The 20,088-nt window shown below is 60.6% G+C and carries 21 protein-coding genes; 5 read left to right on the forward strand and 16 right to left on the reverse strand.

The window, feature by feature from the left end:
- Positions 1 to 279: 279 nt before the first annotated feature.
- Entirely contained in the window at positions 280 to 1,143 is an 864-nt protein-coding gene (locus B0G76_RS20340; RefSeq protein ID WP_259460654.1) for a GNAT family N-acetyltransferase, read from the forward strand.
- A 106-nt stretch (positions 1,144 to 1,249) separates the two neighbouring features.
- Here B0G76_RS20340 and B0G76_RS20345 read toward each other — a convergent pair whose 3' ends face one another.
- From B0G76_RS20345 to B0G76_RS20370, 6 genes are all read right to left on the reverse strand, one after another.
- Entirely contained in the window at positions 1,250 to 1,555 is a 306-nt protein-coding gene (locus B0G76_RS20345) for a panthothenate synthetase (protein WP_120294161.1), read from the reverse strand.
- 49 nt (positions 1,556 to 1,604) lie between these two features.
- Positions 1,605 to 2,357: an arsenical resistance protein ArsH gene (gene arsH, locus B0G76_RS20350; protein ID WP_120294162.1), complete on the reverse strand. Its 753-nt coding sequence runs from the start codon at positions 2,355 to 2,357 to the stop codon at positions 1,605 to 1,607.
- Positions 2,357 to 2,779, reverse strand: a complete 423-nt coding sequence (gene arsC / locus B0G76_RS20355; RefSeq protein ID WP_120294163.1) for an arsenate reductase (glutaredoxin) — start codon at positions 2,777 to 2,779, stop codon at positions 2,357 to 2,359. The genes arsH and arsC overlap by 1 nt, the downstream gene beginning before the upstream one ends.
- Positions 2,776 to 3,861, reverse strand: a complete 1,086-nt coding sequence (arsB, locus tag B0G76_RS20360) for an ACR3 family arsenite efflux transporter (RefSeq protein WP_120296594.1) — start codon at positions 3,859 to 3,861, stop codon at positions 2,776 to 2,778. Before arsB ends, arsC begins: the two co-directional genes overlap by 4 nt.
- Positions 3,858 to 4,184, reverse strand: a complete 327-nt coding sequence (locus B0G76_RS20365) for a helix-turn-helix transcriptional regulator (protein ID WP_120294164.1) — start codon at positions 4,182 to 4,184, stop codon at positions 3,858 to 3,860. The genes arsB and B0G76_RS20365 overlap by 4 nt, the downstream gene beginning before the upstream one ends.
- A gap of 122 nt (positions 4,185 to 4,306) precedes the next feature.
- Entirely contained in the window at positions 4,307 to 4,921 is a 615-nt protein-coding gene (locus tag B0G76_RS20370) for a methylated-DNA--[protein]-cysteine S-methyltransferase (protein ID WP_120294165.1), read from the reverse strand.
- 214 nt (positions 4,922 to 5,135) lie between these two features.
- On the opposite strand from B0G76_RS20370, the gene B0G76_RS20375 reads away from it, so the two are divergent.
- Both B0G76_RS20375 and B0G76_RS20380 read left to right on the forward strand, forming a co-directional pair.
- Positions 5,136 to 6,470, forward strand: a complete 1,335-nt coding sequence (locus tag B0G76_RS20375; protein ID WP_120294166.1) for a leucine-rich repeat-containing protein kinase family protein — start codon at positions 5,136 to 5,138, stop codon at positions 6,468 to 6,470.
- 113 nt (positions 6,471 to 6,583) lie between these two features.
- Positions 6,584 to 7,546, forward strand: coding sequence for a substrate-binding domain-containing protein (locus tag B0G76_RS20380; protein WP_120294167.1), 963 nt, complete (start codon positions 6,584 to 6,586; stop codon positions 7,544 to 7,546).
- A gap of 591 nt (positions 7,547 to 8,137) precedes the next feature.
- Here B0G76_RS20380 and B0G76_RS20385 read toward each other — a convergent pair.
- The 4 genes from B0G76_RS20385 to B0G76_RS20400 form a co-directional block, all read right to left on the reverse strand.
- Positions 8,138 to 9,454, reverse strand: a complete 1,317-nt coding sequence (locus tag B0G76_RS20385; RefSeq protein ID WP_120294168.1) for an MFS transporter — start codon at positions 9,452 to 9,454, stop codon at positions 8,138 to 8,140.
- 66 nt (positions 9,455 to 9,520) lie between these two features.
- Positions 9,521 to 10,735: a tricarballylate utilization 4Fe-4S protein TcuB gene (tcuB, locus tag B0G76_RS20390; protein ID WP_259460850.1), complete on the reverse strand. Its 1,215-nt coding sequence runs from the start codon at positions 10,733 to 10,735 to the stop codon at positions 9,521 to 9,523.
- Entirely contained in the window at positions 10,722 to 12,131 is a 1,410-nt protein-coding gene (gene tcuA / locus B0G76_RS20395; RefSeq protein WP_120294170.1) for an FAD-dependent tricarballylate dehydrogenase TcuA, read from the reverse strand. Before tcuA ends, tcuB begins: the two co-directional genes overlap by 14 nt.
- 94 nt (positions 12,132 to 12,225) lie before the next feature.
- Positions 12,226 to 13,146 carry a LysR family transcriptional regulator gene (locus B0G76_RS20400; RefSeq protein WP_120294171.1) on the reverse strand — a complete coding sequence of 307 codons (921 nt, stop codon included), beginning with the start codon at positions 13,144 to 13,146 and terminating at the stop codon, positions 12,226 to 12,228.
- A gap of 279 nt (positions 13,147 to 13,425) precedes the next feature.
- Here B0G76_RS20400 and B0G76_RS20405 point away from each other — a divergent pair, with 279 nt between their 5' ends.
- Entirely contained in the window at positions 13,426 to 14,388 is a 963-nt protein-coding gene (locus tag B0G76_RS20405; RefSeq protein WP_120294172.1) for a LysR family transcriptional regulator, read from the forward strand.
- Here the strand turns inward: B0G76_RS20405 and B0G76_RS20410 are convergent.
- The 6 genes from B0G76_RS20410 to B0G76_RS20435 form a co-directional block, all read right to left on the reverse strand.
- Entirely contained in the window at positions 14,385 to 15,329 is a 945-nt protein-coding gene (locus tag B0G76_RS20410; RefSeq protein ID WP_120296596.1) for a cupin domain-containing protein, read from the reverse strand. The two genes, B0G76_RS20405 and B0G76_RS20410, sit on opposite strands and share 4 nt — an antisense overlap.
- Before the next feature lie 630 nt (positions 15,330 to 15,959).
- The gene (locus B0G76_RS20415; protein WP_259460655.1) at positions 15,960 to 16,406 is read right to left on the reverse strand and encodes a copper chaperone PCu(A)C; all 447 of its coding nucleotides are present in this window, start codon (positions 16,404 to 16,406) and stop codon (positions 15,960 to 15,962) included.
- Positions 16,407 to 16,521: 115 nt separating this feature from the next.
- Positions 16,522 to 17,427 (reverse strand): CopD family protein, encoded by a 906-nt coding sequence (locus tag B0G76_RS20420; RefSeq protein WP_120294173.1) that lies wholly within the window; start codon positions 17,425 to 17,427, stop codon positions 16,522 to 16,524.
- A gap of 2 nt (positions 17,428 to 17,429) precedes the next feature.
- Positions 17,430 to 17,795, reverse strand: a complete 366-nt coding sequence (locus B0G76_RS20425; RefSeq protein WP_120294174.1) for a copper resistance protein CopC — start codon at positions 17,793 to 17,795, stop codon at positions 17,430 to 17,432.
- Positions 17,796 to 17,813: 18 nt separating this feature from the next.
- Entirely contained in the window at positions 17,814 to 18,707 is an 894-nt protein-coding gene (locus B0G76_RS20430) for a hypothetical protein (RefSeq protein WP_120294175.1), read from the reverse strand.
- A 106-nt stretch (positions 18,708 to 18,813) separates the two neighbouring features.
- A complete protein-coding gene (locus B0G76_RS20435; protein ID WP_120294176.1) occupies positions 18,814 to 19,194 on the reverse strand; it encodes a DUF2946 domain-containing protein in 381 nt (126 codons plus the stop codon).
- Between the two features lie 301 nt (positions 19,195 to 19,495).
- Here B0G76_RS20435 and B0G76_RS20440 point away from each other — a divergent pair, with 301 nt between their 5' ends.
- Positions 19,496 to 20,041, forward strand: coding sequence for a hypothetical protein (locus B0G76_RS20440; protein WP_120294177.1), 546 nt, complete (start codon positions 19,496 to 19,498; stop codon positions 20,039 to 20,041).
- Positions 20,042 to 20,088 lie beyond the last annotated feature (47 nt).

Here is a 20,088-nt window from a genome sequence, read left to right on the forward strand (position 1 = left end):
GAATTGCGTCCTCGATCTTAGCAGGACCAGCTTAGGTGAAGCTTAGGCCCAGTCCGAAACGATTGACGGGATCGTCCGGCGCGGGCGGTGTAATCTGTCTATGCATGTCGGCCAACATGGCGGCAAATATGGTGGCCAACGTGGTGGTGACATAGGCAAACATCAACGGAGACCGGAACGTCGTGGAGATCGATCCGGACCGGTTACCGAGGGGCATAGCGTCCTTGGCTGCCGGGTGATGGTCGTTATTCTTCAGGAGCAGTGGGCGAGGCGATTGCGATGAACCCGGAAAAACGTGCTGATTTTATCGTGCGCAACATGTCGGCCGACGACGTAGCGTTGTCGGTCGAATGGGCTGCGGTAGAAGGATGGAACCCCGGTCTGCACGATGCCGGGTGCTTTCGTGCCGCGGACCCTAACGGGTTTTTTATCGGGGAGTGGCGCGGCGAACCGGCTGCCTGCCTATCCGCGGTCGCGTACAGCGAGCACTTCGGTTTTATCGGTCTGTATATCGTGAAGCCGGCGTTTCGCGGCAGAGGTTTGGGCATGCGCATCTGGCAGCACGGCATGGACTATTTGCGCAACCGCAATGTCGGATTGGACGGTGTCGTCGCTCAACAGGCGAATTACAGAAAATCCGGCTTTCAGCTTGCGTATCGCAACATTCGCTTTCAGGGTGTCGTTCAAGCCCGCCCCCAGGGCGCGACGTCTTCGACTATTTTGAATACGCCGGCACTGCCGTTCGAGCCGCTGTTTGAATACGATCGCCAGTGCTTTCCCGCCGCGCGTGAACGCTTTCTTGCCACGTGGCTCGGCCAACCTGGCGCCATTGCGCAGGTCGCAGTTCGTGACGGCCAGGTTGCAGGCTATGGCGTATTGCGTCGTTGCAGAACGGGATGCAAGATCGGCCCACTCTTCGCCGATAGTAACGGGATCGCTAGCGATCTGTTCGATGCGTTGGTGGCGCGCATGCCGGGCGAGAGCATTGTCCTCGATGTGCCGGAGACCAACCCCGCAGCTGTCGCGCTGGCCGAGCGGCATGGCATGACGAGCGTGTTTGAAACGGCGCGGATGTATACGCTGGAAACGCCCGCTATGCACATTGAACGTGTGTTTGGCGTGACGTCATTCGAGCTCGGATGATTGAAGCGCAGGTTTGCGCCTTTTGCGACTTTTGCGTGTATTGCCGTCGGCGGTGCATCTCATGAACCGCAGGCGGCAAACACATCGTTTGATACACACGTATGCGCTATTTCCATTTTGAGCCGAGATTCGCCAGCCCGGCTTTCATGAGGTCTTGCGGCAACATGACGACGCGAAATTCGCAGTCGGCGTTGAACTTCAGAAAAAATGGTTCTGCGAGTGCGGGAATTCCCGATGGATCGTCGAGGTTCACGATGAGCACTGCGCCGCGTGTTCCGTTCTGCTCGGTGAAGTAGGCGGCTTCCGGTTTTATTTCTTCAAGTATTTTCCCTATCACTTCGCCGGCAGTGCCATCGCGCACCAGCGTGTTGAACGGTTCGTGCGGAATTCGTATGTTGAGTAGCATGCGCATGTCATCCTCCCTGGTTGATGCCCAAAAGGGCATCTTAAGGATAGGAGTTTTATGCGGTGGTGTTGGAGTTTGTGTTGCTCGTCTCCTGATCCATCGCGGCGGCCGCCAGCGCGCTGGCCAGTTCCGGATGCGCTTCCTTGCGTTCGCTGTAGCGATCGGTCAGGTAGTCCGAACGGTCGCGCACCAGCAACGTGAACTTGTACAGTTCCTCCATCACGTCCACGAGGCGATCGTAATAGGCGGAGGGTTTCATCCGGCCGCCGGCGTCGAATTCCTGGTATGCCTTCGGCACCGACGACTGATTGGGGATCGTCACCATCCGCATCCAGCGGCCCAGCACGCGTAACGCGTTGACGGCATTAAACGATTGCGAGCCGCCGCATACCTGCATCACCGCGAGCGTGCGTCCTTGCGTGGGGCGCACGCCGCCGCTTTCGAGCGGCAGCCAGTCGATCTGATTCTTGAACACGGCCGTGAGCGTGCCGTGACGCTCCGGGCTGCACCATACCTGCCCCTCCGACCATTCCGACAATGTGCGCAGTTCGACGACCTTCGGATGATCCGCCGCGACGCTGTCCGTAATCGGCAGGCCGTGCGGATCGAAGACCCGTGTTTCAGCGCCGAACTGGCGCAGGATGCGTTCGGCTTCGAGGGCGAGCAGTTTGCTGAACGAAGTGGGACGCAACGATCCGTATAACAGCAGAATTCGCGGGGCGTGTTGCGAGACCGCGTGCGGTTCGAGTTTTTGCAGATCCGGCGTGTGGAAATGTGGACCGCTAACGTTGGGCAGATTCCCGGTCATTACCGAACCCTCCGACCCGCGCTGTCGATCACTTGCTCGCCGTCTTCTTTTGTAAATGCTCCTTGCTGAGCGGCGGGCAGGATATCGAGCACGACCTCGGAGGGTCTGCATAGACGCACACCGAGCGGGGTGACCACAATCGGCCGATTGATAAGGACCGGATGCGCCAGCATCGCATCGAGCAATTGCTCATCGCTCAAGGACGCGTCCGCGAGGCCGAGTTCGGCATACGGTGTGCCCTTCTCACGCAGCGTGGCGCGCGCGGTGAGACCCGCGCGTGCGATCAGGTCCTTCAGCGTGGCTCGATCGGGCGGGTTCTTCAGATACTCGATGACTTCCGGCTCGATGCCGGCATTGCGGATCATGGCCAGCGTATTGCGCGAGGTGCCGCACGCCGGGTTGTGATAGATCGTGACGCTCATACCCGCTCTCCTTTAATGCTGTGAGTTGCCTCGTACCAGTGCTGCGATCGATTGACGACGCCGACCACCAGCAGCATCACGGGGACTTCGATCAGCACGCCGACCACGGTGGCAAGCGCCGCGCCCGAATGAAATCCAAACAGGCTGATCGCCGTGGCCACCGCAAGCTCGAAGAAATTACTTGCGCCGATCAGACTCGACGGACCCGCGACGCAATGCGCGACACCAAGCCGGCGATTGAGCAGATAGGCGAGGCCGGAATTGAAGAACACCTGAATCAGAATCGGCACCGCAAGTATCGCGATGACCAGCGGTTCCTTGACGATGGCCTGCCCCTGGAAGGCGAACAGCAGTACTAGGGTCGCCAGCAACGCGCTGATCGAATAAGGCGCGAGATGGGCGACTGCCTGTTGAAAATGCGCGTCACCCCTGGCGAGCAAACGGCGGCGTAACACCTGCGCGAGGATGACGGGGACGACGATGTACAACCCGACTGAGATGATCAGCGTGTCCCACGGCACCGAAATTGCCGACAAACCCAACAGGAGGGCGACGAGCGGCGCGAACGCCACGATCATGATGGCGTCGTTGAGCGCCACTTGCGATAGCGTGAAATACGGATCGCCTTTGCAGAGTTGCGACCAGACGAATACCATCGCCGTGCACGGCGCGGCGGCAAGCAGAATGAGGCCCGCAATATAGCTGTCGAGCTGGCTAGCCGGAAGCCATGGCGTGAACACATGCCGAATGAAAATCCAGCCGAGCAGCGCCATCGAAAACGGTTTGACGAACCAGTTCACAAACAAGGTCACGCCGATACCGCGCCACTGGTTTTTCACCTGCGTCATCGCGGCAAAATCGATCTTGACCAGCATTGGAATGATCATCACCCAGATCAATACGCCAACCGGAAGATTGACCTGCGCCACTTCCATGCGGCCAATCGCCTGAAAGAGTGGCGGCAGCAGTTGCCCGAGCAGGATGCCGCATACGATGCACAGCGCCACCCAGACAGTCAGATACCGCTCGAAGAATCCAATCGCCGGCCGTGCGCCACGCGCCGTGGTGTTGGCGGTACTCATTTGTCGCAGCAGCCAGAGAGGTCGCTCGCGGCGCATGTTTCGCCAGCGCAGCAGTTTTCGGTCAGGAAAGCGATCAGGCCCGTCATCGCTTCGAAATTCGCCGAATAGATGATGAAGCGCCCGTCTTGCCGCGGCTTCACCAGTTCGGCATGCGACAGGTCCTTGAGGTGGAACGAGAGGCTTGATGGCGAAAGCCCGAGCTGCTGGGCGATTTCACCGGCGGCCATGCCGTCCGGCCCGGCGACGACCAGCAAACGGAAGACTGCCAGCCGCGATTCATGAGCGAGCGCGCCAAGGGCGCGTACAACGAGGTTCGAGTCCATGCCCGAACGATACGCCGATCGTTTTCACATTTCAAGTATTGTTGAAATAATGGGGCTGGCATGATCTGTCAGGAGGCATTCAACCCCGCCACCCGAGGCCACCGCGGTGGCCTCGAACCGCCTCAGTTGCCGAACAACGAGGCCTGCGTCCCGCGACTCGGCGTCGGACGCGCCGGTTTCACCGACGGTTTCCGGTCGGCAGTATCTGGAGGAGTGGTTGAAGCCGCCACCGAATCCGCCGCCGCTTCCAGCGAAGTCTGCCCGGCCTCGAGCGAAAGGAGAAACATCTTGTTCGCCAGTCCGCCGGCAAAGCCGGTCAGATCGCCGGATGCGCCGATCACGCGATGACAGGGCGCTACGATCGAGATCGGATTTCTACCATTCGCCGCGCCTACCGCCCGCACCGCGTTAATGTTTCCGATTTGCGTGGCGATGTCCGAGTAGCTGCGCGTCTCGCCGAATGGGATCGTGAGAAGCGCCGCCCAAACTTTCTTCTGGAACTCAGTTCCCTGGAAGTCGAGTTCGAGGTCGAACCGGTCTCTCGTACCGGCGAAATATTCGTTCAATTGGCGCTCGGTTTCGATCAGGATCGGGCGGTCATTCGCTTCGACGAGTTCCGGCAGACGCACCCGATTCGGCTTGTCGTTCTCCCACAGAATGGCGACAAGCCGGTTGGCGTTTGCAGCGAGCTTTAGTTCACCGACGGGCGAGTTCATTAACCTGTATGCGTATGTCACTTTGCTGGATTCCTGGCTAGCGGGAGGCTGAGATGGCTTGCTGCGAGATTGCGAACTCGCTGTGCCACGGCTCCAATACGTAACAGCTTAAACCTCGTCATCACTGAGGTCACGCCGGATCTTGCTACCCAATTCTGCGCGCGGTCTGGGATTCAGTAGAATTGATACCCTCGGCATATCGCTCACCGGCAATCGGATATTTTTTTCTACTACTGTGACAACCCCCCTCGAACAACTGCGGGCTGGACAACTGGCGGGTACTCGCCGACTCAAACTCTCGTGCGGCCTGAGCGAATTTCCACGCGAAATTTTCGATCTGGCCGACACGCTGGAAATTCTCGATCTATCGGGCAATGCACTCTCGACGTTGCCCGATGATTTGCCGCGGTTGAGCAAGCTGCGCATCATCTTTGCGTCTGACAATCCGTTCACCGAATTGCCGGAAGTTCTCGGGCAGTGTTCGCAACTGAGCATGATCGGCTTCAAGGCCAACCGCATCCGCGAAGTCTCGGGCAAATCGCTGCCGCCGTTGTTGCGCTGGCTGACCCTCACCGACAACGAGATCGAAGCACTACCGCCAGAAATCGGTGCCTGCACGCAACTGCAGAAGTTGATGCTTGCCGGTAACCGGTTGCGGGCGCTGCCCGAGGAATTGGCCGCCTGCTCGCGCCTCGAACTGTTGCGTCTCGCCGCGAATCAACTCAGCGAACTGCCGGCCTGGTTGCTGCGCCTGCCGCGGCTTTGCTGGTTGGCGTACGCCGGCAATACGTTCAGCGAAGCACTGGAGACGGTGGCCCTGACCGATACGCCGATTGCGGATATTCGATGGGATGCGTTGAAACTCGACGCGCAGTTAGGCGAGGGCGCGTCCGGCGTCATTTATCGTGGGGCGCTTGCTGCTCGCCACGACGATGCGAGCAGACCTGTGGCCGTCAAGTTGTTCAAGGGCGCGGTAACGAGCGATGGATTGCCCGACTGCGAGATGGCTGCCTGCATTCGTACCGGCGATCATCCGAATCTGATTCCCGTGGTGGGCAAGGTGAAGGACCATCCGGCGGACACCCATGGCCTCGTGATGGAACTGATCGATCCGCAATTCAGGAATCTTGCCGGGCCGCCGAGCCTCGAGTCATGCACGCGCGACGTCTATGATGCCGGCACGCGCTTCGAGTTGGCATCGGCATTACGTATTGCATACGGCATCGCGTCTGCAGCGTGTCATCTGCATCGGCAAGGCGTGATGCATGGCGATCTGTACGCACACAATATTCTGCACGCTGGATGTGGGCGCGCGTTGCTGGGGGATTTTGGCGCAGCGTCTTTCTATGTTGCTGATGATCGAGACTTCAGTGCCGCGCTGCAACGCCTCGAAGTCAGGGCGTATGGTTGTCTGCTCGAGGAGTTGATCGATCGTTGCGAATGGCTGGATGCGGAAGCGGACGTCGCAGCGAAATTGATGGCGTTGAAAGAGCGTTGCTTGAGCGAGGATATCGACGGCCGGCCGTTGTTCGACGAAATCGCTTCCGCTTTGCGGCAGCTAACAAGCTAAGCAGCTAGCTGGCACCGGCGATCGGGACGCAGCCGCGCTGGCGACACTTTGATCCGATTTTTGTACGAACGCAAAGCAACCATTCGTCCGTGTAGTCCAAGGAGAGCATATCAATGACGCAGAGGATGCGCCGCCGCGTGCTGCTTGCCGGCACGCTTGCTGCGGCAGGCCTGACAGGTACGGCTCATGTCGATGCAATGCAGGGCGGCAATCGGAAAGTCGCCCTCGTATTGAAGTCGATGACCGATCCGTTCACGGTAGCAATGGCGAACGCTGCGCAGAATTATCAGAAGCATTTCGCGTCGCAGTTCAGCCTGGTCATTCGCGGAACGGCAACGGAGAGCGACACGGCCGCGCAGATCCGAATGGTGGACGAGCTAATCAAAGCCAGGATGAACGCGATCGTCATCGCGCCGACCGACTCGAAGGTGCTGACCGCTGTCGTGGCGCGGGCGATCAAGGTCGGCATCATCATGGTCACCATCGATAACCCGCTTGACGACGCCTCGCAGGACGCCGCCCACATCTCCGTGCCGTTCGTTGGCCCGAATAACCGCAACGGCGCGAAGCAGGTCGGCGATTATCTTGCGGAGCGGTTGAAGGCGGGCGATCAGGTCGGGGTCATTGAAGGCATTTCCGCCGACCGGAATGCGCAGCAACGCACGGCTGGCTGCAAGGACGCGATGAACGCGGCCGGCATGAAGATCGTCGCCATCCAGGCGGGCGACTGGGACTATGGGAAAGGACGCGACGTGGCGTCCAGGATGTTAGGGGACTACCCGCAAATCCGTGCGTTGGTGTGCGGTAACGACAACATGGCCATGGGCGCGGTGGATGCCGTTCGCGATGCCGGGCGAACCGGCGGTGTGTACATCACCGGATATAACGACAGCGATGCAATCAAGCCACTGCTCGCCGACGGCCGCGTGCTCGCGACGATGAATCAGTTCGCCGATCGGCAAGCGGTGTTCGGCCTCGACGTGGCGTTGAAGGCGATCACTGAACAGAGAAAGCAGAGTGAATTGTCGCGTGTCATTGAAACACCGCTGCAACTGGTGACGGGCGCGAGTCACTGACTCACTGAGTCACGCCTTGTCGAATAAAGCGAAATCTGGAAAAAATAAAGGAAAAGATGAACGGTAACCTGCGGCTAGATCTTTGCTTTGGTTTGTTTAAACCAGAATCTGCCTACAAACCGCTCGCGCACGCCGGCCAAGGGTAAGAAGACCCCTGAAAACCTCGCGAGAGAGACGGTCAGCGACTTTTTCAACAGTATCGGCCATAAACGGACTCCCACATCTCGAACATGAATGGCCGCTTGGCCCGCCCAACACGCACGTTCGCAGTTCGGTTCAGCAGCAATTGTCGGCGCTCTCCAACGTCGGCCAATGGGCGCCTTGGCCAGCACCATGCGCAATAGCCGGTGTACTACATAGAGGACGGCCTCTGGGCGTCAACTTCGACCTGAATGAATTGCAGGCGTTTCAGCCGTCGTATAGTTGGGCGCTTCCGAAACGCCGTCGAGGCGATCAACGTCTTGTGGCCGGTTCTGAGCCACCCTATCGACAAGGCCCGCGCCGGTAATACTCGCGCTCAGGCACGAAGCGGCACTGGGACGTGGGCGTGCGCGCGTCCCGATTTCGTCCGCGGTTGCCTTGCGCGACTCGTCAAGCGACGGTCGCCGATCGCTCCGCTGCACCGCCTCGTCGATAGAGCACAAGCGTCGCGACGAGGCTACATACGGCTGCGAAACTCAACCAATAACCGGGCGCCGCCTTGTCGCCGGTCACTTGAATGAGATATGTCGACACGGCGGGAGTAAATCCGCCAAAGACGGCGGTTGCAAGGCTGAAAGCGAGCGAGAAACCAGCGACGCGCACGTTGACCGGCATAACTTCAGTCAGAGCCGCGACCATCGCGCCGTTATACATCCCGAAAAAGAACGACAACCACAGAAGCACCGCGAGCATTCGGCCAAAGCTTGGCGCGGCCGCCAACCAGGAAAGAGCGGGGTATGACGAGCATATGGCAAGCAGTGTGATCGCGATCAGGATCGGCCGGCGCCCAATGCGATCCGACAGCGCACCGCCGATCGGCAGCCAGATAAAGTTGGATATGCCAACACAAATAGTGACCAGCAGGCTGTCCGCCGTCGTGAGCTTCAACACCGCCTTGCCGAAAGTCGGGGTGTACACGGTGATCAGGTAGAACGTGGTGGTCGTCATCGCGACGAGCAGCATGCCTGCAAAGACGGTGCGCCAGTTCGCCAGCATCGTTCGAAACACCTCGCCGACGCGCGGATGATGGCGCTGCTTCTTGAACTCCTCCGTCTCCTGCAATGAGCGCCGCAGGACGAAAATGAACGGCACGATCGCACAGCCGATAAAGAACGGAATACGCCAACCCCACGCGCCGATCTCGTGTGCCGTCATCCAGCTATTCAGCAAGTAGCCGAGCGCTGCTGCGACCACGATGGCGACCTGCTGGCTCGCCGATTGCCAGCTCGTATAAAAGCCCTTGCGGCCAGGGGACGCCATTTCAGCAAGGTACACCGAGACGCCGCCGAGTTCGGCGCCGGCCGAAAAGCCCTGCAGAAGTCGTCCCGCCAGAACCAGTGCAGGCGCGAGCATCCCGATCGTCGCATACCCCGGCACGCATGCAATGAGGATCGTGCCGCTCGCCATGATCGACAACGTCACGATGAGGCCCTTGCGGCGGCCGACTTCGTCGATGTACGCCCCAAGCACAATGGCGCCGAGTGGGCGCATCAGGAACCCCGCCCCAAAGGCCGAAAACGTCAACATCAGCGATGCGAACTCGCTGCTGGACGGGAAGAACACCCTCGCGATCTGCGTAGCGTAAAAGCCGAAAAGAAAAAAGTCGAACTGTTCCAGGAAGTTGCCGCTGGTGACGCGCAGGACTGCGCTGAACTTTGATGTGCGAGCGCCAAGCGGGTCTTGCACCGCCAACGATGAGGGATTCATGATTTGTCTCCATGGATGTATTTTTATGGCATGACGGCCGGTCGACAGCGTTCGACCGGTTTGCGGTCAGTCGGACCCGGTTTGCAGGGTATTAGCTTGTCGCTTTTCTATCGACGACTTCAGGAGTGCGGCCGATCGATAGACTCCGTGGGCAAATTTGCCGTACGGCAGCGTGGCGAAGAGGGCCATGACGACGCCCAGGTGTGCCGCGAGCAACCATGCCATTTGAGCGGTGTCGCGCCAGGCCAGAAGCGCCAGCCCGGTTGCACTGGTGAGCAGGAGCAGCGCAATGAAGCCTCTGTCCATGGGTCGCTGCTTCGGATCGCCGTGATTCGGGTGGCGGCGCAGGTTGAGCCATAGCAGCCCCGCCGGGCCAATGAGCAGGCCAATCCCGCCCGCGGTGCCGAGGAGCACAGGCAGGGTGAACAATGCGTAGGGAGCGTGTAGTCCGAGCGCGTAGTGATAGAAGGTCGCGACGACGGTGGCCGCGAAGCACAGCATGAAGCCGTAGAACGTGAAATGGTGAAAGCGGCGACGTGCGAGTGTGAACGCGTCGTTCGATTCATTGCAGCCATCTCCATGCCCGCCGTCGAGGTAAGTGAGTCCAAGCACATGCTTCGTCGCCTCGGCGACGGCGGGAACCGAGGCCGCCGTCCCGGCGGACACATCACGCCAGAATCGCGTCACGCCGGCTCCGAGTGCAAGGATCGCAAAGCCGAATACCGCTCCAAAAAGCGCAGCCAGCAGGTTGTGCGGGAACACAGCATAGAAGTTTCCGCCCATGCGCTCGCCGGTGAGTGACCCTTTCAGCCAGACACCGAGAATGAGGAAAAACGCGAGACCGGCTGCAAGCGCGAGCGAGACGGTCAGGCCGTTGCGCTTGTAAAGCGCGCCCATAAAGGACGGCCATGCGTATTCGGCGTAGGTCTCTATCCGAACCTGAGCCATCGCCTTTGGTACATTGACCGCGAACTCATGCGGCGGAGCGTACTGGCATGCGTGGTAACACGCGCCGCAGTTGTGGCAGAGGTTCGCCAGATAGTTGACGTCGGCCTTTCCAAACTCAAGTCGACGTGTCATGGCCGGAAAGACGGCGCAGAACCCTTCGCAATAGCGACAGGCATTGCATATCTGCATCTGTCTTGCGACTTCAGCTTCGTTGTCGGTCAACGGAAGAACGCGAATGACCGGAGACGGCAGCTCGCTCATGGAGCGATGGATACCGGAGGGAGCCGACGCGAGTTCCTGAGCCTCGCGAGCCAGTGCTTCAAGCTTGTGCACGGTGAACTCCATTGTGTTGGGTAGCGGCCTCTGCCGCTTCAGCGCCCGCAATGCGTCCAAAAGCGGTGCCGATTGACATGCCGACGCCCGCCGTATAACCCTTGCCGAGCACATTGCCGGCCATCATTTCGCCTGCTACGAAAAGGTTGTCGCTTGGCCGGCCGCCGAAATGCACCTGCGCTTTGTCGTTGACCTTGAGCCCGAGGTACGTGAACGTGATGCCGGGCCGCAATGCATAGCCATAGAAGGGTGGCGTATCGATCGGACGTGCCCAGTGAGTCTTCGGTGGCTGCAGGTTTTCGGTGTGACAGTCATCGAGCGCAGTATGGTCAAACGTTCCGATCCTGCACGCGGCGTTGTACGCGTCGATCGTCTTGACGAAGGTTGACTCGGGCAGCTTCAGTTTTCGGGCGAGTTCTGGAAGCGTGTCGGATCTTTCACCCGGGAAGACCGGCGGCATGAATCGCCCGATGGCCTTGGCATCGATAATCGAGTAGCCGATCTGGTCGGGCTGCTGCGCCACAAGGCGGCCCCAGATCGCGTACCGCTTTGGCCAGAAGTCTTCGCCCTCGTCATAGAAGCGCTTCGCGTCGCGGTTAAGGACTACGCCGAGCGATACACAATCGATCCGGGTGCAGATTCCACCGTCATACAAAGGCGCGCGCGCGTCGATTGCCACACAATGCGATTGCGAGGGGTCGCCGATTGCATCCGCGCCCGCATCGATCATGAATTTCAGCAAGACGCCCTTGTTGAAGCGGGTGCCGCGAATCAGGAAGTTGTCCGCGGGCCACTCGCCGCGTTCATTCTGGCCCCAGGCCTCTCGCAACCATTCGCGATTGGATTCGAAGCCGCCGGCTGCCAGCACGCACGCGCGTGCTTCAAAACGTTGTTTGCCGCTTCTCGCTGCGACGAACCGGTCGCCATCGAGCTCGATCGCGTCGACCGGGGTGTCATAGCGAATCTGGACGCCTCGCGCTTCAGCGCTGCGGTAATACGCATTGACCAGCGCCTTGCCGCCGCCCATGAAAAACGCGTTGGTCCGGGCCACATGCAACGCACCTGACAGGGGTGGCTGGAACCGCACGCCGTGCTTCTGCATCCACGGCCGGCAACTGGACGACGCACGGATGACGAGACGCGCCAGATGCTCGTTCGTCAGCCCGCCAGTGACCTTGAGCAGGTCCTGCCAGTATTCTTCTTCGGGATAGGCGTCGACCAGCACATCCTGGGGCGCATCGTGCATGCAGCGCAGATTGCGTGTGTGCTGGGAGTTGCCGCCGCGCCATTCTCGGGGTGCCGATTCGAGCAGTTGCACGGAGGCGCCGGCTTCGCGTGCCATGAGGGCGGCGCATAGCGCTGCATTGCCGCCGCCTATGATGAGAACGTCGATCATCTCAGTTGTCTCCTTTGAGATGAACTGTAGGAGGCAACGACACCCGCCGCCATCAGCAAAGCGGCAAGGGGGCTTCAGGTTTCGTGAAGGGTGTCTAGCGGAGCGTCGCGCCAGGCCAGCGGTCTTCGGCTACGACCGCCCGGGCGACATCGGCAAGCACGACCCGCGCAGCGAGCCCAGCGGGAGACAACTCGTCATCGGACACGCTGACGATCAGATTCGGTCTTCTCGCGTCGGCATCCGCGATCTGGACGCTCGCGAGAGCCGCGTTCTCGGGGCGCGCCAGCGCCGCGCCGGGTTGGATCGTTGCCCCCAGCCCGGCGCGTACCGCGTCCATCAGCATGGCAAGGCCATCGACTTCGGCGACGATACGCGGCTCGTACCTTGCGCGCTTGAATGAGGCGGCTAGCAGCGCGCGCAGGCCGTGTGATCCGCTCGGCAGAATGAGCGGCAGTTCGCCGAGCTTCGCGATGTGGACTTGTGATCCGGCAGGCATGCCGTGAAGCGTGCTGGCTCCGATGACGAACAGCCGCTCGTCAAGCAACGGTATGACGCTCCAATGCTGGGCCGGCTCCTCGTGGAACAGTATCGCGAGATCGATCTGTCGCGCGCCAAGCATGGAAGCAAGATACCCCGACAAACTCTCGACCATGCGCAGCCGGACGTCGGGGTAGCGCTTGCGCATCGCCTGCATGAAGGCTAGGCCCAGTACGCCTGTCGTGCTCGGTGCGAGGCCTACGCTCACATGGCCCGAAAGACGGGCCTGGCGGGCGGCGAGCGCTGCATCGTCGACATGACGCAGTGCAAGCTGCGCTTGCCGCCAGAACGCGAGCCCAGCGTCGGTTGGGACAACGCCGCTAGACGTGCGCTGCAGCAGACGGGTCGATAGCTCACTCTCCAGCCGGCTGATCTGCTGGCTCAGCGCGGATGTGACCACGCCGAGTTCGAGCGCCGCCTTGCCCATGCTTCCGTGCTCCACGACGCTGACGAAATATCGTAACTGTCGCAATTCCATGCGATCTCCGGAGAGTGGGCATGGGGTGCATTCTGGCAGGGCAGCGGGAAAAGGCCAAATATGCGGGTCCCGGAGCGTAACTTTCTCATGTTAGGGCGCCGCTAGCTCAGAATCCTGACTGTCCCTGGCGTCGAGCGTCTGCCCGTCCTCATGAAGCGGAAATTGCATCTAAACGCGATAGCTTTGACGACGTGATCGACTCCTCATCACGCTGGCTGCGCCGGGGCAGTACACTACCCGTCTAGAAAGACAGCTAATCCCATCCACGTCAGACAGTCCATGGACTACTTCGCCGCAGTACGGGCCTTCGTTTGCGCAGCGGAACTGCAGAGCTTCAGCAAGACGGCCAATGCACTATCCGTCAAAACCTCGACTGTCTCCCGCTACGTGAGCGAACTCGAAAGAGATCTGGGCATCGCCCTGTTCAACCGGTCGACGCGCGGCCTGGTCCTGACAGAAGGCGGCCGGCTGTTTCGTGAACATGCATTGTTAGCGTTGCAAGCACTCGATGACGCGCGCGAAGTGACGTCTTCGCTAAATCGCACGCCACAAGGCGTGCTGCGCGTGACAATGCCACCGGCATTCGGCCGCCTGCACATCGTGCCGCATCTGCCGGCCTTCATGGCGCGCTATCCTGATATCGACCTCGACATCGTCTCTACGGACGAAACGCTCAACATGATCGACGCGGGCATTGATGTGGCGATCCGTACCGGAGTGCTGCCCGATTCGTCATTGATGGCGAGGCGCCTGGCACCGCATCGTCGTATCGTCTGTGGCAGCCCGGCGTATTTCGCGCGTAGCGGCACACCACGTGTCCCTGGTGATCTGGCCGCGCACGATGCGCTTCGCGTACCCCTGGTACCGGACGACAAATGGTATTTCACGTCGGTCACCGCGGACGCGCGGGCGCTGCAAGAACAGGAACAGGTGTTGGTGGAATTGCAGGGGCGCTTGCGCGCTGACGACTCCGAAGCCGTGCTCGCGCTCGCCGTGGCCGGTTGTGGCGTGGCGCTGCTGCCGACATGGCTCACCTCTACGGCCCTGCGCGAAGGGCGCCTGCAGCACGTGCTGCCGGAATGGGAAGCACGCACCGGACGAGCCGAACCCGCGGTCTGGGCGGTCTACCCACCGAAGAAGATCGTCTCGTCGAAGGTGCGCGCCTTCGTGGATTTCTATGCCGAGGCGTTTGGCGAGCCGCCGTACTGGGACGACGGACTCGCACTGGAACCTCAGCCTTAGTGGGCGAAGCGGATGTCTAGCGTGCGCAGGTAAGTCTGCAAACCTGCATCCTGGATCGGAATCACATAGGCGTTTTCGTTCGTTTCATTGAAATGTGCATGCCAGTGTCCCGGCGGCGTGACGAATGCCATTCCCGCTTCCCAGTCGACGCGCGTCGGATTCACGATATTGCCATCGCAGTCCAGTTCGGTTCCGACCAGCGTATAGACACCCGGCTTGCCGCCGGCGATGAAGTCTAGTGCAACCGACTGGTGCCGGTGGGGCTTCTGCACCGAGTTGGGTGGCACGATACCGAACATCGCCCACAACACATGCGTGACCGTGCGCGTCTGCGGAAAGTTGGTGTTGCCCATTAGTACGCTAATTCGGTTGCGACGACCCGCGTTCGCTTGTTCCGCGACCGCGCGCAAAGCTGCCTGCGCCTCGGCGGCCGGATAGCGTGTCGGCGCAAAGCGCGCATGTACTCCGGTGGTACCAAGATAGGTCAGCAGCGGCGCGTCATTGACGTAATACAGCGTGGTCGTCGCAGCAGCGGACAGCACCGTGGCATGGCCGCCCGGGAACGTGAAGAAATCGCCCATCGAAAACGGGAAGTTCGTTTCCGACTGCTTCACGCTACCCGATCCGCTAATGACGTAGCAGACCTGCGAGGTCGCATTCGGATCGAGTGTCAACGCATCGCCCGCATTGATGCGCAGGAAGCTGGCGCTCAGACCGGGGCTGGTCGCGGGACCGGGGCAACCCAGCTCCGCAGACAGGTCGAGCGGCACGACCCGGGTTACGCCGTCTGCATAAAGCGAAGGCGGAAAGTTACGGAACGGCACACGCGAAATGAGCTTCGCACCAATCGGATTGGCGGACGAGGTGTATTCGAAGTATTGCGCGTCTTCCGTGGCGACATGTGGTTCAGTGCGAACCGCGGGGGATGTCCTGGTCAGCATGGTTTTGCTCCTTTCGACTTTTGAGGAGGCTTCGCGCGGGTCCATTTATGAGGACCCGCGTCCGAAGGCTGACCTGACTTTAGGCGCGCGGCGTTTGCGCCAGAAGTGCCGGACATCGAAATCACCTTTGCGCAAAAGGAACAACGTGCGACGGTTTCGAGGCGCGGCGGGTTATTCGTGCCAGGCCGCTATGCGGTTCATCATCGGCCAAGGTTCGACCAAGGGGCAATGTTGAACGAGGTTGTGTTGACAGTACACCTCAATGGTACCGACAGCGGACGTTTGATTTCGGACGCTGATCGACCGCTCCGGGTCGCGTGCCGCCGATCGCGACCGCCCGAAATTCGGGAGGTCCATGCCGTTTGCATGAGACGGCGATCGGCCAACAGCCGCCCTTGCCACAGAGCGCGAGAACGTCGGCTTACGCCTCGGACAGCGACGTTCAATTTCCGTGCGTGGCGATGCGTAAAAACCACGCATTTGTCGCTCGTCGCCACGGCGCAGCATCATTTCACATTGCCGAGCGCATCGAGCATCATTGACCAGATACAAACGTCCGCCGGGTGCCCGAACCGTTGCAGCCCGCGTTCTCAAGTCTTGCGATCGATTTCGCGCGGCCTGCAAGCGTCATTACTTGCCTGTTGCGCTCTTCACCGCGCATTGCCCGACGATACTCTCCCCGTCACTGAACGTGAACGTGACGGGAACCGTCGAACCGACCGTCAGCGGCTTCTTTTCCTTCTCGAACATCACGTGATACCCCCCCGGCGCGAATGCGAGTGTCCCGTTGGCCGGGACGGTCACCTTGTCGACCATGACCATCTTCGACGTGCTCCCGGTAGTCTGCGTCTGATGCAGCATGGACATGCCGAACGCTTCCGTGCTGACACCTTCGAGATCGACGGGCTTGTCACCCATGTTCATCAGTTTGAAGTAGCCGCCGGACGGCACGTCGCCCGGCATCGAGCGGATCCAGCAGTCGGACACCATCATGGCGCTCGACGAAGCGGCGAAAGCGGTTAGCGAAGCAGCCGCGAGCGGCAGCGCGATAGCCAGACGGAAGAAGGGGTGGTGCATGGCATAACCTCCTGTTCTACGTTAAGGAAAATGTGATGGGTTGGCGGAACGTACGTCGCCGCACCGGGGCACGGCTCGATCGTCATACCGGTCGCGTGTCCACATGGCCGCTCCGCTATCCGCCCGTCGGCGACATATGGCCCAGCACCGCAGCCAGCGCAAGTACGGCTAGCATGACGAGCGCTTCGACAGAGAGAACGCCGTCGAAGCGGCGTTGCGCGGCGGGGGAATCCGGATCGTTCCGCTCGGCAAGCACCAGCAGATCGGGCAGAATCGCCATCCGGTTCCAGCCGCCGAGCAATGTCACCAGGACCACACATGCAAGCTTTGCGGCGAGCAACCGGCCCCAGTGTGTGCGCAACAGCGGCGCGCTGGCCTGCGCCGTGTCCTGAACGGCGTTGTAGAAACCGGTGACGAGAACAAACACGAGCGCAGCCGTCGCCAGATGAGACAGCGCCGAGCAGAACGCAGCCCTCTGGCCGGGCGGACGGCTTGGTTCGCGTCCGAGCCCGCGCGACAGGATCGCGGCGACGATGACACTGCCGGCCCAAAGCGCAGTCGCGGAAAGGTGGACGACGTGGATCGCCTCACGCCACGAGAAGTCGCCGGAGTCGGCCGCATGGCTCGCGGCTGCCTTGCTCGCGACCCACAGGACGAACCCCGCAGCAAAGAGCGCTGAGCCGCGCTCTTTCTTGAGGCCACTCAACGCCGCGAGCAGCGCGCCGGCAAGGCCGATCGACCATGCCTTACCGAAGTGGGACTGCGTCAGCACTGGGGTGATAGCCGAACCAGCTTCACCGAGCGGCGAACCGCTCATGATTGCGGCCTGAAGCCAGAGGTACGCCAGGGCGGTGAGAGCGAGTGCGACTGACGCGACGGTCCGCCAGACTCGCGTCGTGTCTTGCCCAGGCAATCCGCTACGCGCGCCCAGGACGCCGCATGCAAGAGCGCCGGTAGCGACGGCAAACAGAATGTCCTGCATCGCGGCCAGTGCAATCTGGGCGACGACGAGCGGATCCACCGTTACTTCACCGTGAACGTGTAATGCCCCTGGGTGCGATGGCCGTCGTTGGCAACGGCGACCCACGAGACGGTATAGGCACCCGGCACGAGGGGATTTAGCCCTACCGACATGTGCTTCCTGTTCGACGGGTCAACCGCAGCTTTGCCGCTCGTCACGGACTTGCCTCGGGAGTCGGTGACGGCGATCGAGCTGAATGCGGGCTCCAGACCATCGTCGAAGTCGATCGCCACGTCCTTCTGCGAGGTCGTGACGGTCGCACCGGCCCCCGGCGCCTCTTGGGTCGGGTAGGCGTGCGCCTGTGCGAGATTGCAGCCGGCGATCATCAGCGCGGCGATGGCCGCGCGTGCAATCGTGTGCAGTTTCATGAGAGGACTCCTTACACGTCAGAACAGCGGCTTGCCGAGCGTTTTCGGCGCAATATCGTCGAAGAAAAGATGGGCCTGTACCAGAATGCCCACATGCGAACCGCTCGCGCTGTTGATTGGTATCTGGGCTTCGACACCGAACTGGCCATAGCGGTTGATCCAGATGAACCCTGGATTGATTGTGCCAGTGGTTTGGCCCTGACTTCTCGACAGCGGAACCTCGACGATGGGAACAATGTTCGAGAGCGGCTGCGGCAAGCCGAAATCATGCACCTGTTGCTGCAGATAGGACAGGCTGTACTGGACCGTGAAACCGTAGTCGAAAGAATTGGGCTGACCGGCCCCGGTGGTCAACGAAGGCCCAGCTTCGGCGGTAATGGCAACGGGTCGGAGATAGGCCAGTGAGTCAGGCAGATCGCCCATGCCCTTGCCCACGTAGATCGTCGGCGAGATGGCCGAAAAGCTGTTCGCAATCGCGTGGCTGCCGGTTCCACCCAATTCCGCATGCACCCCGACTGAAGTCATGAATTCATGCGGGGCGTTCACATACAGCAGATACTTCAGGCCGACCCCAAAGTTATCGAACCCGTGCGCAGTCGGATTGTTCTGCATCACGTAAGCGCCGTCGACGGACAGGGCAAGCCTTGACGTGATCAGCTTGTCGTACTCGAAGCTGAACGTATTGATGCTTTGATCGCCGTTGTCTCCAGGAACACGCTGATGCCCGTATTCGAAGTTAGCTTCATCGCCGACACCTGGATCATCGACAGCCATCGTTGACGGAAAGACGCGGTCGCCCGCGATGGCATGGGCAGCGGCTGACGATGAGGCGAGCAGGAGCGCAGTTGCGGCGAACGAGATCGTTGCCGTGGCGAAGAAGGGTTTGCCATGGCGCAAGGTATTGGTATTCATGTTTCATCCATTGATTGAGGTCGTCATCGCGCCGCCGCGAGTCTGTGAAGAGACACGACGACGCCTGGCGATGCGTTCGTGCACGGCATCGCCACCAAGGCTCAATTCAGGATGAAACGGGGGGCGCGCGCGGCTGGGCGGATGCCAGCGGTTCGACGCGACGGATGCTCTCGAACCGCGTCGCAACGCGATGCTGGATGGCCCAGACCGTGACCGCAAATTCAGGCTGGACACTCGGCAGCACGGGCATGTGCGCAATCAGGTTGCAGTAGCCGCAAGCATGCCAGTGAGCAGCCAGCGAGTGGGAGGTGTCCTCGTTGCCCGATGGATTGCCGGGCGTCGAATCTGCGGAGCAGATCGAAGCTGGAGGGAGCCCAGCTTCATTGCGGTCAGCCAGTGCGTGCGAAACCGTCGGCGCAAGCGTCGCCATCAGGATTGCCAGCAATCCCAGATAGGAGCCCAATTTCCGGCAGAAACAGCTCAGCATAAGGCCGACGATTCGATATTGGTGTGGTGCAGATGAATGCGGCGCATTATGCCACGTGTTACTTGCAGGCCTCGACCTGTGACAGCTTGCCACGTTGCCGGAAGTCTCAAGTCGCCCAGTAATGAGACGCTCGCAGGCCCCGCCTGACTGACTCCGGAGGGTCGGCTTACGCCTCCCGGATTTCTGAAAGCCAACGAACGCAAACCGCGTAATCAAGGAGCACCTCGCAACGCCGTATCGACGCTGCTCCTTCAACGTGCGATCATCGGCGACCCGTCTCCAGAGGTGCCCCATTTTGCATATGCCGACCCGAAACGCCTTGTCCACCTGCCTGCTGGCGACCTTCCTCGCCACGCACGGCCCGGGTTGCATGGCAGCCGCAACATCCGGCCCGCAGGCGAAGCTTTCGATTCAGCAGCGCAATCAGGTCGACGAACACGTCGCGACCTACGGGAACGTACGCTACCAGTATACGATCGATTATCCTGGCGACCTGCTGGTTCCTGGCCAGGAAGCCGATGACAGCGACGGTCTCGTCTTTTCAGCAAAATCGGGTATGGCTCGAGTCGCCGTCTGGGGCAGGTTCAACGCGAACGAGGACACGTCCGCTCAGATCCTGCATGGCGAAGAACAGGGCCCATGTGCGGGTATGCCGGCGAGCTACGAAGTGAGCAAGCGGGATCTCGTAGCCTTTTCCTGCCAGACGCCGAAGAACGAAATCGTCTATGAAAAGATGATTATTCACGGCGATACGCTTGTTGCCGTGCAGTTCATCTATCCCGCCGCGGAGCAGGCGATGTGGTCGCCCGTAATCAAGCAAATGTCGAGTTCGCTGCATATCGAGTGATCGAAAGCGCTTGTGCAACGGCCTCGTCTTCCGCTTTGCACTGGTGC

The sequence above is a fragment of the Paraburkholderia sp. BL23I1N1 genome, from assembly GCF_003610295.1.
Classification (GTDB): domain Bacteria; phylum Pseudomonadota; class Gammaproteobacteria; order Burkholderiales; family Burkholderiaceae; genus Paraburkholderia.

Bases quoted from the DNA above. Each gene is read 5' to 3' on its own strand.
- B0G76_RS20340 (WP_259460654.1), top strand. From the start codon at position 280: ATGAACCCGGAAAAACGTGCTGATTTTATCGTGCGCAACATGTCGGCC.
- B0G76_RS20345 (WP_120294161.1), bottom strand. From the start codon at position 1,555: ATGCGCATGCTACTCAACATACGAATTCCGCACGAACCGTTCAACACG.
- arsH (WP_120294162.1), bottom strand. From the start codon at position 2,357: ATGACCGGGAATCTGCCCAACGTTAGCGGTCCACATTTCCACACGCCG.
- arsC (WP_120294163.1), bottom strand. From the start codon at position 2,779: ATGAGCGTCACGATCTATCACAACCCGGCGTGCGGCACCTCGCGCAAT.
- arsB (WP_120296594.1), bottom strand. From the start codon at position 3,861: ATGAGTACCGCCAACACCACGGCGCGTGGCGCACGGCCGGCGATTGGA.
- B0G76_RS20365 (WP_120294164.1), bottom strand. From the start codon at position 4,184: ATGGACTCGAACCTCGTTGTACGCGCCCTTGGCGCGCTCGCTCATGAA.
- B0G76_RS20380 (WP_120294167.1), top strand. From the start codon at position 6,584: ATGACGCAGAGGATGCGCCGCCGCGTGCTGCTTGCCGGCACGCTTGCT.
- B0G76_RS20385 (WP_120294168.1), bottom strand. From the start codon at position 9,454: ATGAATCCCTCATCGTTGGCGGTGCAAGACCCGCTTGGCGCTCGCACA.
- tcuA (WP_120294170.1), bottom strand. From the start codon at position 12,131: ATGATCGACGTTCTCATCATAGGCGGCGGCAATGCAGCGCTATGCGCC.
- B0G76_RS20400 (WP_120294171.1), bottom strand. From the start codon at position 13,146: ATGGAATTGCGACAGTTACGATATTTCGTCAGCGTCGTGGAGCACGGA.
- B0G76_RS20405 (WP_120294172.1), top strand. From the start codon at position 13,426: ATGGACTACTTCGCCGCAGTACGGGCCTTCGTTTGCGCAGCGGAACTG.
- B0G76_RS20410 (WP_120296596.1), bottom strand. From the start codon at position 15,329: ATGCTGACCAGGACATCCCCCGCGGTTCGCACTGAACCACATGTCGCC.
- B0G76_RS20415 (WP_259460655.1), bottom strand. From the start codon at position 16,406: ATGCACCACCCCTTCTTCCGTCTGGCTATCGCGCTGCCGCTCGCGGCT.
- B0G76_RS20425 (WP_120294174.1), bottom strand. From the start codon at position 17,795: ATGAAACTGCACACGATTGCACGCGCGGCCATCGCCGCGCTGATGATC.
- B0G76_RS20430 (WP_120294175.1), bottom strand. From the start codon at position 18,707: ATGAATACCAATACCTTGCGCCATGGCAAACCCTTCTTCGCCACGGCA.
- B0G76_RS20435 (WP_120294176.1), bottom strand. From the start codon at position 19,194: ATGCTGAGCTGTTTCTGCCGGAAATTGGGCTCCTATCTGGGATTGCTG.
- B0G76_RS20440 (WP_120294177.1), top strand. From the start codon at position 19,496: ATGCCGACCCGAAACGCCTTGTCCACCTGCCTGCTGGCGACCTTCCTC.